The 13,978-nt window shown below is 39.0% G+C and carries 9 protein-coding genes; 2 read left to right on the forward strand and 7 right to left on the reverse strand.

All coding sequences use genetic code 11. The annotated features are described in order from the left end of the window. The first annotated feature begins 166 nt into the window (after window positions 1-166). Entirely contained in the window at window positions 167-1,219 is a 1,053-nt protein-coding gene (locus AC6CHH_RS01325) for a glutaminyl-peptide cyclotransferase (protein ID WP_498278925.1), read from the forward strand. Between the two features lie 146 nt (window positions 1,220-1,365). On the opposite strand, the gene AC6CHH_RS01330 is transcribed toward AC6CHH_RS01325, so the two are convergent. From AC6CHH_RS01330 to kduI, 6 genes are all read right to left on the reverse strand, one after another. Continuing rightward, the gene (locus AC6CHH_RS01330; RefSeq protein ID WP_498278927.1) at window positions 1,366-2,703 is read right to left on the reverse strand and encodes a M60 family metallopeptidase; all 1,338 of its coding nucleotides are present in this window, start codon (window positions 2,701-2,703) and stop codon (window positions 1,366-1,368) included. 34 nt (window positions 2,704-2,737) lie between these two features. Continuing rightward, complete coding sequence (locus AC6CHH_RS01335) at window positions 2,738-4,537, reverse strand: RagB/SusD family nutrient uptake outer membrane protein (protein WP_498278929.1); 1,800 nt, start codon at window positions 4,535-4,537, stop codon at window positions 2,738-2,740. A 9-nt stretch (window positions 4,538-4,546) separates the two neighbouring features. Beyond that, the gene (locus AC6CHH_RS01340; RefSeq protein ID WP_498278931.1) at window positions 4,547-7,747 is read right to left on the reverse strand and encodes a SusC/RagA family TonB-linked outer membrane protein; all 3,201 of its coding nucleotides are present in this window, start codon (window positions 7,745-7,747) and stop codon (window positions 4,547-4,549) included. Between the two features lie 549 nt (window positions 7,748-8,296). After that, window positions 8,297-9,067: an SDR family oxidoreductase gene (locus tag AC6CHH_RS01345; RefSeq protein WP_498278933.1), complete on the reverse strand. Its 771-nt coding sequence runs from the start codon at window positions 9,065-9,067 to the stop codon at window positions 8,297-8,299. 5 nt (window positions 9,068-9,072) lie between these two features. Next, entirely contained in the window at window positions 9,073-10,191 is a 1,119-nt protein-coding gene (locus tag AC6CHH_RS01350; protein WP_498278935.1) for a BT3233 family polysaccharide utilization protein, read from the reverse strand. 1 nt (window position 10,192) lies between these two features. Beyond that, window positions 10,193-11,038, reverse strand: coding sequence for a 5-dehydro-4-deoxy-D-glucuronate isomerase (kduI, locus tag AC6CHH_RS01355; RefSeq protein WP_498278937.1), 846 nt, complete (start codon window positions 11,036-11,038; stop codon window positions 10,193-10,195). Window positions 11,039-11,378: 340 nt separating this feature from the next. On the opposite strand from kduI, the gene AC6CHH_RS01360 reads away from it, so the two are divergent. Then, window positions 11,379-12,947: an MFS transporter gene (locus AC6CHH_RS01360; protein ID WP_498278939.1), complete on the forward strand. Its 1,569-nt coding sequence runs from the start codon at window positions 11,379-11,381 to the stop codon at window positions 12,945-12,947. Here AC6CHH_RS01360 and AC6CHH_RS01365 read toward each other — a convergent pair. Next, entirely contained in the window at window positions 12,937-13,962 is a 1,026-nt protein-coding gene (locus AC6CHH_RS01365) for a LacI family DNA-binding transcriptional regulator (protein WP_498278941.1), read from the reverse strand. The two genes, AC6CHH_RS01360 and AC6CHH_RS01365, sit on opposite strands and share 11 nt — an antisense overlap. Between the last annotated feature and the right edge of the window lie 16 nt (window positions 13,963-13,978).

Raw genomic sequence — 13,978 nt, forward strand, 5'->3', positions numbered from 1 at the left:
AGAAACAGGTCGCACACCAAAGGAACGAATTTCTCATAAGATGAGAATAAATTTAAATAAATACCTTAAATTGGGGCGTAAAGGTAGGGAATCTGCTGATAGAAGTTTCTTTCTCTCACCCCCATCGGAAAAGTTAATAATGGATACGACGTTTTTTTTAAATAATATGAAAGCTAAATTTAAGATTACGGGATTAATTGTGGCACTTTTGCCCATGTTGTTTATCGCTAGTTGTAAGTCCCAAAAAGGTAAATTCGAATTTGTAACCCCCTCAAAAGATAGTCGTGTATTAAAAGGTGACCGATTGGAATTAAAGCTTAATTTTCCTAATCCAACTATTGATTCAGTTGTATATTCTGTAGACGGTGATATTTTGGAAAGAAAAACAGATACATCATCCGTTGTTTTTGATTCCAATAGTTTTGGTTATGGAAGTAAGAGACTGAGTGCAAAGGTTTACGCTCAAGGAAAAGAAAATATTGCATACAGCGACTTGTTAGTTGTTCCCCCAGCCCCCAAGCCGTATGCGTTCGAAGTTATAAATACTTTTCCTCACGATGAGACAGCCTTTACGCAAGGGTTGTATTACGATAACGGTTCGTTATATGAATCGACTGGAATGGAAGGACGTTCCTCTATTCGTAAAGTTGAATTAGAAACAGGTAAGGTCCTGCAAAAATATGATTTAGACGCGAAGTATTTTGGAGAAGGCATGACGGTAATTGGAGATCAAGTTATCATGCTTACTTGGCAAAATAACATGGGTTTCGTTTTTGATAAAGGTAGCTTTAAGCAAATCAAGACTTTTAATTACCAAAATAGTAAATTGGGATGGGGTCTAACTTTTGATGGCGAACATTTGATTAAATCCGACGGAACAAGCAGACTTTATTTTCTAAATCCAGTAACTTTTGAAGAGACAGGTTCGATCGAAGTTTTTGATAATAATGGCCCTGTAGATAGCATTAATGAAATGGAATTTATCGATGGTAAAATATATGCCAACTTGTACCATGCGGACCGGGATGAGGTGGTTATTATTGACCCAAAAACTGGTGTTGTCGAAGGGAAAGTAAATTTTGTTGGCCTCTATGATGGCAAACGAGCTTCAACAGGTAATGAAATGAATGGCATTGCTTATAAAGCAGATAGCAAAACGTTATTGGTGACAGGAAAAGACTGGAATAAATTGTATGAAATTCGGTTGAAGGAAAGATAAATTTCTAACCAATTTTTTATTTGAAAGGGACTCTCTAAAGTAAATTTGAGCGACCACCTCCAAATAAAATTTTTAAACGTCATTAAAATCCATTGAAAAAGGATCAAATCGTCAAAAATTTGATCCTTTTCGTACTCTATCTGTAATTAATCTCTTAAGAGGGTAATATCCGAATCTGGTGATGGTAGTTGCAGAGCAGCAATTTCAGCATAAACCGATTCGCTCGTTTTAAATCCCCATTTTCTAAAGAAATCGGACAAATCTTTTTGTGTGATCTTACACGATGAAATCATAAAATATCTCATTTTTTCCTCATCAGTAGATAGGGTAGGTCTTTCTTCTCTAGTTGATGTACTTAAGCGAATGAAAAGATCATCGCCAAAAGCAAGTCCCAATTGATAGAACATGATCAATTTCAGATCGTTGTCTCCTGCGTTGTAATTTCTCTCAGCAATGGGTTTTTCGAAGTAAGTGTCAAGTTTGGGCCAAGAGTTATTTGCAGTGATCCGGCTTATTGGTAAACCAAAACCACGTTCATTTGCTAAGGAGTAGACATTAACCGTTGTTTCTGTTAAGCCTCCCCAAGTCCATGCTTTCTGCTGGTAGGTATGTCCCACTTCGTGCCATAGTCCCCATCCGTTGGTGTTAGAAAGATACTTTGGTTGCAACATTCGATACGAGAGTGCTTCTGTATAAAAAATGGCAATACTTGCTGCCATGTAACCTCCCGATGCAGAATCCCTTACTGTGATCAGGTGTTTATTGTAAGGAACGGCGTGTGTACCGCTCGTGCCTTTCAATCCACTTATATAATCAGAAAACTCAATGATAGAATCTAATCGTTCAGTAATAAGTTGTTGATCCTCATCTTTGTATAGTAGCGCTTCATCCATATTGGCGACGAGGATTGTTCGATCTGAAGAGAACATCACGTCTGGTACACTGTTTTGTAAAGAATCTAAGGTCTTAACCCACTGCTGATGGGTTGTTTTACCTTTTTGAAAATAGGGTACGGGAATAAAGCCATCTTTAAAGGAAATTTTAATTTCGCCAGTTGTACTGTAATCATTCGCCGTATAAATCACATACACTAAACCTCCATATTGATCGGTAGTGAATGTATGTGTCCCCTCAGTTAGGTTAAAATATTGCCTTATTGGGCGGATATTATCTCTAAAAGGAGTTCCGATGGCCAATCTGGCGTTTGTTTGTCCCGATTTCAGTTTCACCTTCAGGGTGATGGTACTGTTGGGTAAAACGTAAAAACCAGTCGCTTGCATGTCGTTATGGTTAGCGCGTAGCTGCATTCGATTACTTTCTGTAGCGGCAGAAGGTGTCACCTTAAAAACCTGCGCTGAATCGGCTATTGCCAGGTCTTGCGATTCAGTATTTTCCACTGGATACATTTCAGCATCACTAATTTGACATGCCACTATCAAACCGCAAAGGCAGAATGGTAGTAAATAAAAAAGTACTTTTCTCATCAGATTATAATTTAAGTTTATTAAAGGCTAATACTTATTTTCCAGTTTCCCATCCCGGATTCTGTTCTAGATTCGGGTTTAAGACTAAGTCTTCAATTGGTAAAGGGAAGAAATACATGCGTTCATCAAACGTTCTACCATTAGGCAGCGTTTGAGCATAGGGAAGGATTAATCCTTCTTGATTTAAAAAGATATCGCTTCCTACCTTAATTGTAGGGTAATCGCTTTGATTAAACTTCATGCCTTCTACTGGCATGGAAAGGAGTTTAAGTGCTTTCCAGCGCACCAAATCATCCCAACGAACATTTTCAAAAGCCATCTCAATTCTTCTTTCTCTTCTGATCTCTCTTAAGGTAGGATTTAAAGGATAGCCAACATAGGTCGTGTAGATTTGATCTAATCTGGCATCAGTTGGTTCCTGGCCAAGGAGTAATGCCGGCATCTGAACTCGGGCCCTTAAAACATTTACAGTTTGATCCAATACCCCTTGCGAAATTTGACCTAATTCGGCCTTTGCCTCAGCATAATTTAACAATATCTCAGCGTATCGCATTACAGGAGCAGCTTGCAATCCGTTGGTAGTTCGTGCCCAATCATCTGGATTATCATAGAACCATTTAGCCACTCTGTATCCGGTGACTGCTAGATTTCCATTTGCGGTATTAGAACCTTTAATCCCAGGTAATGGGTTAGCAGTAGCTCCGGTCATACCGATACCTGTTCGTAGAGTATACTCTCCCGGTAAACAAATGGTTTGTCTTAACCTTGGGTCCCGGTTTTCAAATTCCAGTTGCAGCGTGCTTTTTCCTTTATACAAATCGCTTGTACTGATTGACTCTCCATCGATACATAAATAATCGTCTATTAAACTTCGGGTTGCACTTGATCCTCCGTTTCTATTGTTTTGAGTGAAGTAGCGGCTGAATGCTGATCCTAAAGTAAGAGACGCATTGTAGCCCCTCCAATAAACTATTTCTTTATTATCGGCATAGCTTTGCTGGGCAAATAGACTATTGTATACCTGCTCTTTCTCACCTGTTAGGATAGCGTATTTTCCGGAATTGATTAAAGCTTCCGAAGCTTCTATACTTAGCTGAAGATATTTTTCATAATCTTTACCGGCATGGTATTTCCTAAAGGTTCCTTCATAAAGCCCAATTCTTGATTTTAAGAAAAGCGCAATATCTCTATTGATTCGCCCCGAGTTTGTTGAACTCTCTGGCAACAATGTAATGGCCTTATCCAGCACCATTAAGACAGAATCAATCACTTCTTCTCTTGGGTTGCGTTTACCAAACAATTCTTCAGAGTTGGTTTGTAGGTCTTTTGTCAACCAAGGAACATCACCAAATAATTTAACTTTTTGAAAGTATTCCAAGGCTTTAAAAAAGTTAATCTCACCTAAATAAGCGGCATATTCTTCTTCTTTTAGCGGAGTCTTTTTATAATTATTCAGGAAGTAATTAATATGACGTAAATTGGCCCAGTTCCATCCACCCCCACCTGAGGCTGCGGTGAGGTAATCGATGTAATCATTATTGGTAACTTTTGAATAATTGGTTGTTACCGCGTTGTCGGTGATCATATCACCATACACCATTTCGGCTTCATTTATCCCTTTGGGAGCCACATTCGCATCCTGCCACCCAGAACCGAAACCAGCTAAATATTCTGGATATAATGTATTTACAAAGAGTTCAAAATCACTTTTAGAAGACCAAAAATTAGTTTCTGAACGATCAGCATCAGGGTTGCGGTCTAAAAACTCGTCATTACATGCTGAAAGCATCGTTATGCTGAGTAGGGTTATATATATCTTATGATTTAATTTCATGATAGTTGATTAAAATGTTGCTTGAATTCCAAATGCGAAAGATTTCATAATTGGATAACTCATACTTAATAATTCCGGATCAAATGTTTTTGGAACTTTCTTAAATTCAAACAAATTGAAAGCAGATACATTAAGTTTAATCCTTTTAAACTTAATGGCCTCCGTATATTGAGCTGGAATAGTATATCCAAGTGAGATATTTTTAATTCTCAAATAGGCTCCGTTTTCGATAAATCTTGTTTGAACTTGCCTGTTTTTACCGGCATTGTAATAGCCCGGGAACTTGGCGCCAGTATTTTCTGGTGTCCAAGAATCTCTGTAAATATCATAGGTTCCTGTAGCTCCGGCACCCCAGTACAAATTGTTGCCAATCCAGACATCCCTTTTTCCAACTCCCTGTAAGAAGATATTAAAGTCAAATCCTTGATACCTCAAATTACCATTCAACCCATATGAGTAACGTGGCGTGCTATTCCCGATAATCTTACGATCTCCAGGATTATCTAGGGTATTTGTTCCAGTAGTGATTTCTCCGTCACCATCCAAGTCTACATACCTTACATCGCCTGGGTACCATAGCTTATTAAGACTTTTTTGGGATTCAGCTGGATTCGCGGCATCAATTTCAGCCTGGTTTTGAAAAAGACCATAGGTTTCATAGCCCCAAATGTCTCCTACTACAGCTCCGGAAAACAGTTTACTCAACAAGTAGTTGTCATTTCCTTTATAGGTGGTAACTTTTGATTTATAATCTCCAATGGTCAAAGCTATATCGTAGCCCAAGCCCGAAGTGGTTTCGTTTTTGTATTTTGCAATTAACTCCCAGCCTTGAGACTGAATTTCTCCAGTATTACTTACAGGCGCCAGTGCGCCAATCACTGCGGGATAGCTTGCTCCATCTGTTAGGATATCGCTTGTGATTCTTCTGTACCAATCAAAGTTGATTTCAAAGTTTCTGAACAAATTAATATCAGCACCGAAGTTAGTCGTGGTAGCGGTTTCCCAGGTATAATTAGCATCTACTAGATTCGGAGCTTTGATATAACTAGGTCTGACACCACCAAATTCATAGGCAATGTTTTGTTCTTGAGAGAGGGTTGGAATATAATCATAATAACCAACATCCTGATTACCGATACTACCATAAGAACCTCTTAATTTAAAAAATGAAATATATGGATTCCAATCTTTGGCAAAATTTTCCTCAGAGATTATCCAACCCGCTGAAAAGGAGGGAAAAAATTTAAAACGACCTGATTTAGGAAATCTTGAAGAACCGTCGTATCTGCCATTGGATTGAATCAAATATTTGCCTTTATAATCATACGATAATCTATAGAAAAGGCCTCGTACCGCCCAGTCCAAGAAATCGTCATTTCCAGTTAATTGTCCACTCGCGCCATTGATGAAATCAACTCCTTCAGAAATATCTTTTTTGTCAACCCATAAAGCATTGTAGTCATACCATTCCTGATTATACCCTAGTACACCCGAAATACTGTGTCCTGAACTGAAGGATTTACTGTAGTCTGTATAGATGTTTATGGTGTACTGGTTTGAGCGTGATCTAAAATCATAAATACTCGAAGGTGATGTATGAGAATTGACCACCTTCCAACTACCCGGTTCTACTCTGTTTAATAAGGGGATGACACGTTTATTGTGAGAGTTTACTGTTTTATAGGATAAATCAGCCTTAATATTCCACCCTGGTAACGGGGTGATGGTTGGGTTAACTAGGATTAACATATTTTCATCATTGTCTCTATTTGATGAACCATAATCCATAAAAGATAATATGTTATCCGTATACATTTTACCAACAGGGGAATCCTCAGGAGTAAATAATGGCATGTTTACGTTTCTCGATGGTTCGTGAGAGAGCGCTGTCCACCAACCACTTTTTCCTCCTGGACTTACTGGTTCACTGTATTTTTTAAAGGAATAATTGTTCCTTGTATCAATTTTAAACCAATCATTTATTTTAACTCCTAGGTTGGCAACCATGTTATATCGGTTCAACTTATCAGTATTCAATTTATAAATACCTGATTGGTTTTGGTACCCTAGAGAAGTATAATAAGTCACTTTTTCATTACCACCAGAAAAGGAAAGATTGTGTTTCTGCATAGGCGATGATGCGGCTAAAGCCTCTTCATAAGGATTGATGTTCGCAATCCAAATTGGATTCCCTTTGCTATCCAGAAAATAAGGATCTGTGGTCGTAGGATTGGCCATGTATTCCTTGATTTTTTCCAACTTGTCCAATTCCAACTGACCAGCCGTTTGACCGTTTTGAAGCGCAAAACCCTTGATATAGGCATCTTGCAAGTCGTAAGCATTCATGATATCTGGAATCGCTGTAGCTTTACTCCATTGAAAAGAGTTAGAATAGTCGACATTCGTTTGTCCCCTTTTCCCTGTCTTTGTGGTAATCAAGACTACACCAAAGGCTGCTCTTGCTCCGTAAATAGCACTGGCTGATGCATCTTTTAAGGTAGTTACTGACTCGATATCCTCAGGGTTCAAATTATTGAAATCCATTTGAACTCCATCTACCAAGATTAAAGGAGAGCCATTGCTGGATACGTATTTTTTATCATCCGTGCTGTAGCTCAAGGAAGTCGTGCCCCTTACGTTCAAACTTGTAGAGGCATTTGGTGATCCGTTTCCGACTGAAACGTTCAAATTCGGAATTAAGCCTTTTAATGCCTGTCCCAAATTTGCCACCGGCCTGCTCCCGATCTGATCAGCATTTACTTGTGTAATTGAACCGGTTAAATCTTTTTTCTTCTGTGTACCGAAACCCACAACAACGATTTCTTCCAGGACATCCTGTGAGGGTACGAGGGTAATGTTTGCGGCTGAACTGGCGGGTATCTCTCTTGTCTGAAATCCTAACGAGCTAACCGTTAAAATTGCACTTGCTGAGGGAGCCTGGATAGCGAATTCACCAGCTTTATTTGTACTGACTGAAATTGTTGTCCCTTTTACGGAAACCGTTACACCAGCAAGAGGTTGTCCCTTATCGTCTATAATTTTTCCGGTGATTGTTTGCTGTTGACTGTCATAGTTGTAGGTTATTAAATCGGAGTGTTCTATTTTGCTTGCCAGCAAATATTCCGTATTCAACAACAAGGATGACAGTAATGCAAACTTCCAATTAAACCCGATTGATTTAATCGTTAATTTGGCTTGAAAATAGTTCATTTTGTTGGTTATTAATGATTAATAGTATTTGATAAGACTAAATCAAATTCTGATTTCAGATTTATAAATTATTGGTAAATAAACGCCATAAAACAATCACTTTCAATTATTTATTGCATGAAATCGATTGCGTAAACCGTGAAAACGTTTTCGTTACAAACCGTTTTTTTGTAAAATGACCTATAGTTTTGGCTTTCTCAAAAGGGTCATATTGTTTGAGGTTGTATTCTCTTTGAAACCTTAGGTTATTCTTAAATGTTGCGAATATTTTGGCTGATTTTTGTGTTCTGATTCTGGTATGTAGGTCCTTTTGAGAAGGTTAGTTTTTAAAAAAAAATTGTATTAAAAGGGTAGTAGAATCTGGCAATTTTACACCCTTTATGTAAGACTAACAACTGGCTCTAGGACATTAATCTATCTTGTTTATTTATCCCTGAGATCGGCACTATATCTCTAGCGTCTTGCCGCCAAAGTAGCTGCCAAATGTCTACAGAGCAGCGCTCTGAAATAAAAGCAGTTCTAATTGTAATATGGATGCTTTGGAACGTATTACCGGCCCATCCAACCACCATCCACAGTCAGAATAGTCCCATGGACATAATCAGAGGCCTCAGAGGTTAGAAATAAGATTGGACCCTTGAAATCTTTCGGTTCTCCCCATCTAGCTGCAGGGATTCTCTCAAGAATGGAGTTTGAACGATTTTTATCGCCCCGCAGAGCTAGTGTATTGTCCGTTGCGATATACCCTGGTGCAATGGCGTTGACATTCACGCCTTGGCTCGCCCATTCGTTGGCAAAAGCCTTGGTTAAGGAGGCTATAGCACCTTTTGAAGCGGCATAGCCTGGGACATTTATACCCCCTTGGAAAGATAACAATGATGCACTAAATACAATTTTTCCTGATTTTCTAGCAACCATTTCTTTCCCAATCTCGCGCGTTAATATAAATTGTGCATTTTGGTTGATCTCAATAATTTGATCCCAATATTCGTCTGGATGTTCAACGGCGGGTTTGCGAAGAATATTTCCTGCATTATTGATCAGTATGTCAATAATAGGATAATCTTTTTTTACCTGAGCAATAAATCGGTACAAATCCTTTCTGTTTGAAAAATCACACTGATAAGCCGCAAACTTTCGTCCTAAGGATTCGACGGATTTCTCGACAAGGGAGCCTTTCAATTCTAAACTTTGGGATACGCCGATGATATCTGCTCCAGCTTCCGCCAATGCCTCTGCCATAGCCTTACCTATGCCTCGTTTACATCCAGTGACAAGCGCCACTTTCCCAGTTAAATTAAATGAATTGAATATAGTCATATCGTTTATTTTAAGCGAACTTTTAAGGGTTTCTGTAGATTGTTTTTATATTTCTGGACGGTTTGATTCCAAGCCTGCTGGGTCGTTATTTTTGCCGCCCGATCCCAGGCAGCGCCATTGTAGTAGGTCAATGGCTGGCCATTTGTGGATTGGGTAATCAGCAAAATTTGCTCTGCCCGGGTTTGGTCGTATTTCGCCTTACCCGCTGGGAGAATGACAGCCACACCTGTTTTTCCATTGGCATTAATTTCAGGCTCCCAATAAGCGATGGACTCGTTTTTCTTGCCTATGGTTAATAAGGGGTTTGCTTCTTTTCTTAAAACAAGTCCAATAGCGATAGGGGTAGTAGGACTTGCAGAATTTTTAAGATCAATGGTTATTTTATTGAAGTTACTTGCGGCATCCAAGCTGATGGTTTTGCTTAAGGTGATTTCTTGTCCCTGAATCACTTCGGGATCAAAATCTAACTTAAAGGTGGTTCGGATAGGCCCATTGTCTAAAATGGTATAGTGGCGATAATGCTTCGTGTACTGCAAATCGTCGTTTAGGTAGAGTCCAATATCCCCAAGTCCCAAAGTTTGGCCCACCGAATAATAGTCAAGCCCTTGGCCGTGATCTTGGTGATAATCCCCGGTTTTATACCAGTTATTTATAACCAGTTCATCGGTTCTCTTTGCCCAGAAATCTATCCCTTGGGCGTTATCCTTTCTTCCCTCTAGTGCTTTTCCATACATGCGAAAAGCAACAACATCATTTTCCCAAGCAAAATCGTCAAACCGTTCGGGTACATAGCGTGCATACACTTGAGATTCAGAGCCAGGATTGGCAATCTTGGAGACAAGTAATGAGAGGACCTCGTTTGGACTTATCTCGACCAAAATCAACACATTGATTGGATTCCTCCCACCCAATTTTTCCAACTGGTGCGAGAAGATTTTTCCCTGAGCATCCTTAATGGTAAAAATGGTATCAACTTGGAAATGTTTTTTGAATTGTACGAATGGAATAGATACGATTTCTTTTCGAGCATGCTGTGTCGGATTTTTAACCAGTATATGTTTTTGAGCGTATCCGCAAAAGGTGACTACAAATAAAAGTAAACCAACAAAAAATAAGCTTTTCATGCTATTTCAAATCATTTATTGCACACCTATCCATATCATCATAATCCATATTTTCACCTGCCATCCCCCAAATGAAGGTATAATTGCTTGTGCCTGCACCCGAATGTATTGACCAAGGAGGGGAAATTACGGCTTGTTCATTCTTTAACCAAATGTGACGTGTTTCATCAATTGGCCCCATAAAATGAGACACGGCCTGTCCTTCAGGCACCTCGAAATAAAAATAGACCTCCATTCTCCTCTCATGAGTATGCGCTGGCATGGTATTCCAAACGGAGCCCTCCTTTAGTTCAGTCATACCCATTTGTAATTGACAGGTTTGGATGACAGTATGCAATAACATCTGATTAATGATGCGATGGTTTGAGGTTTCAGGGGAACCTAATTCAATTTTATTAGCCAGCTCTTTTGTGACTTTCTTTGTTGGATAAGAATGATGAGCAGGTGTCGAATTCATGTAAAATTTTGCAGGATTTGCTGTATCCATACTGCTAAAATAGACCTCTTTTACTCCTTTTCCAATATACAACGCTTCTTTGGTCCCCAGATCAATGATCTCTCCATCTACTTCTATCTGGCCATTTCCGCCAACATTAATAATGCCTAACTCTCGTCTATTCAAAAAGTAAGGTTCTTTGAGCAAAGTATCAATTGTTTCCAGCTTCAGCTTTTTATCCACAGGCATGGCACCACCTGCCATATAACGGTCGTAATGAGTATAAACAAAATGAATTCGATCGTTCCAAAACAATGTATCAATTAAAAAGTTCTCACGGAGCCCTTTAGTCGTTAGATTTTTGGCTTCGTTCGGGCCGATAGCATACCTGCTCTCAAAAGTAATTTCCATATCAACATCAGTTAAATTTGTTTAAGATAGTATTCCCAGCGCTCTCAATGCACTTTAAATTGCGAAATCGATTTCGATTTCTAGGGTTTAATCTCATAAAATTAACGGAATTTTAGCCAAGATATCAACAATTAAAATTTCCTCGATATCCAGGCCAATCCGCCATGCTTCGAAAACGATAGCGTAACTATTGTTTTATATTTCGTGATTTAATTTATAAAATTGAAATATTATAAACACTAAAAAGATAGGTACGCTTCAAAAGAGAGTTGACTAAAAGAAAGATTTTTTTTAGTTCAAGTTTAGTCTACCTATATTTCTTAACCGTTACCATCACTTTATGAACGAGCAAAAAGCAGGAAAATATAGATGGACGATTTGTGCATTGTTATTTTTTGCCACAACCATTAATTACCTAGATAGACAAGTACTATCATTAACCTGGAAGGATTTTATTTCTCCTGAATTTCACTGGACAAACAATGATTATGGATTAATAACGGCTTTATTTTCCGTTTTCTATGCTGTGGGAATGTTATTTGCTGGTCGATTTATCGATTGGATGAATACTAAAAAAGGCTTTCTATGGGCTATTGGAGTGTGGTCTATAGGGGCTATTCTACATGCCTTTTGTGGTATTGCCACCTCAGGAATTGTTGCAGGAGAATGGTTTGTGGGATTTGAAGGCGCAAAAGAGGCTATTGCCAGGGTTCATGATGTAGGACGCGTGGTCAATGTCAGCATTGTGCTGTTTATATTTGCTCGTTTTGTTCTAGCCATAGGTGAGGCTGGGAATTTTCCAGCAGCGATAAAAACAACAGCTGAATATTTTCCGAAAAAAGACAGAGCTCTAGCCACCAGTATTTTTAATGCCGGATCGACGATTGGCGCATTAGCAGCTCCTTTGCTGATTCCTGTCATCGCCAAATGGTGGGGATGGGAGATGTCGTTTATCATCATTGGTGCTTTGGGGTTTGTTTGGATGGGATTCTGGATCTACTTGTATGAAAAGCCAGAGGAACAACCCAAAGTAAACGAAGCTGAGTTGAGGTACATCCAACAGGATGATGACTTAGAAAGAGAGCCCTCTGGTGCTGAAATTGTAGCTTCTAATGGTAAAGTCACTATTTTAAACTGCTTAAGGTTTAAGCAAACCTGGGCTTTTGCGGTAGGTAAATTTATGACAGACGGGGTTTGGTGGTTTTATTTATTCTGGATGCCTGCCTATTTAAGTTCTGTATATGGTGTCAAATCATCTGATTTAAATGGACAATTGGCTTTGTTTGTACTTTATAGTATTACGATGCTATCGATCATTGGGGGATGGTTGCCTTCTTACTTTATCAGTAAGGGAATGAATCCTTATGCGGGCAGAATGAGAGCGATGTTAATCTTCGCCTTTTTTCCATTACTAGTGTTGCTGGTATTGCCTTATGGGCATATTTCTTTTTGGATACCAGTGGTATTGATCGGTATAGGTGCGGCTGCTCATCAATCGTGGTCAGCGAACATCTTTTCGACGGTTGGCGATATGTTCCCTAAAACAGCAATTGCTACCGTCACAGGGATAGGCGGTTTAGCGGGGGGGCTAGGTTCTTTTTTTATTAATATTTACTCGGGCAAATTATTCGACTATGCCCAAATCCACTGGAGTGAGGTTAATGGAAAGCTTTTGGTGGGTCAATTTCCGGAAATCGCCAACCCAGTCTCCAAAGAGTCATTCTTAGAGCGACATAATGTAGGTAATGTGGAAGAATTTCTAAAGCAGTTATCGGATAATGGGTCTTCGGTGGTAAATGGCATTGATAAAGGGTATTTTATTGTCTTTATTTTCTGCGGTTTTGCCTATTTGATCGCCTGGTGCATCATGAAGATTTTAGTTCCGCGTATGAAGGCCGTTAAGCTTTAGTGGATTTACGAAGAATAATCGTGGTGTCTAGCATAATGGTATCGAATTCTATTTGGAATCGATTTTTGGATTCAATCAATTGAATTAGTTTCTCAACACCCTTGTATCCAATTTCCCTGGCAGGTTGGATGATGGTAGAAAGTGAAGGATTCAAGGATTCCGCAGCCTCCGTATTGGCAAAGCCGATTACCGCTACCTGATCAGGAACGATAACCCCTAAGTTTGATAAAATTCCTAGAGAACTTACCGTCAACGTGTCTGTTGTTCCTAAAAGTCCAATAGGAAGGGTATGTTTTTTAATTTTTTCTTCCAAGATCGGGCTTAGATTTTTGATCAGATCTTCCCGAGACTGTCCATAATCAACCTGAATGATATTTTCTTTTTCGTTTTGGATATAATTTGCCATTAATGCCTTTTTGTACCCCGAAATTCGCTTTTCACTAACCCCTATATTTCTACCACACAGCACCAGAATATCTTGCCGATTTAAATCGATAAGATGTTGCGTTGCATCAAAAGCTCCTTTTTCATTATTCACGCCAATTTTAAAGGTATCGATTTCAAAATCTATCCGGTCGACCAGGACCAAAGGAAATAGCTGATTGAATTGTCTTAAGGATTTTAGGTTACTGTTGGCTGAAGGACTGATGATAACCCCATCAATATTTTGTTGATGGAGAACTTCCAGAGACTCTTCTTCCAGCTTAGCATTTTCACGACTTTGCATAAATACAAGCTTATAATTGTGATCGAATGCCGCTTGATGCGCACCTTCTAAGATTTGGGATTGAAAAGGATTCGCCAAGTAGGGAATAATGACTCCAATGGTATTGCTCCGTCCAGTTTTTAGACTTTTCGCTAAGATATTAGGTTTGTAATTGTATTCTTGAGCCATCTTGCGTACCCGCAGTTTTGTCTCTTCGCTAATCTCAAAACTATCGTTTAGCGCTTTTGATACCGTAGATATCGACAGGTCTAATTTATTAGCTAATTCTTTGAGGGTTATGCGATTCATATTAGTTAAAATAACA

This window comes from Sphingobacterium sp. GQ94 (assembly GCF_059758715.1).

Excerpts from the sequence above, each read along its gene's own strand:
- AC6CHH_RS01325 (WP_498278925.1), top strand. The coding sequence starts at position 167 with ATGAAAGCTAAATTTAAGATTACGGGATTAATTGTGGCACTTTTGCCC.
- AC6CHH_RS01330 (WP_498278927.1), bottom strand. The coding sequence starts at position 2,703 with ATGAGAAAAGTACTTTTTTATTTACTACCATTCTGCCTTTGCGGTTTG.
- AC6CHH_RS01335 (WP_498278929.1), bottom strand. The coding sequence starts at position 4,537 with ATGAAATTAAATCATAAGATATATATAACCCTACTCAGCATAACGATG.
- AC6CHH_RS01340 (WP_498278931.1), bottom strand. The coding sequence starts at position 7,747 with ATGAACTATTTTCAAGCCAAATTAACGATTAAATCAATCGGGTTTAAT.
- AC6CHH_RS01345 (WP_498278933.1), bottom strand. The coding sequence starts at position 9,067 with ATGACTATATTCAATTCATTTAATTTAACTGGGAAAGTGGCGCTTGTC.
- AC6CHH_RS01350 (WP_498278935.1), bottom strand. The coding sequence starts at position 10,191 with ATGAAAAGCTTATTTTTTGTTGGTTTACTTTTATTTGTAGTCACCTTT.
- kduI (WP_498278937.1), bottom strand. The coding sequence starts at position 11,038 with ATGGAAATTACTTTTGAGAGCAGGTATGCTATCGGCCCGAACGAAGCC.
- AC6CHH_RS01360 (WP_498278939.1), top strand. The coding sequence starts at position 11,379 with ATGAACGAGCAAAAAGCAGGAAAATATAGATGGACGATTTGTGCATTG.
- AC6CHH_RS01365 (WP_498278941.1), bottom strand. The coding sequence starts at position 13,962 with ATGAATCGCATAACCCTCAAAGAATTAGCTAATAAATTAGACCTGTCG.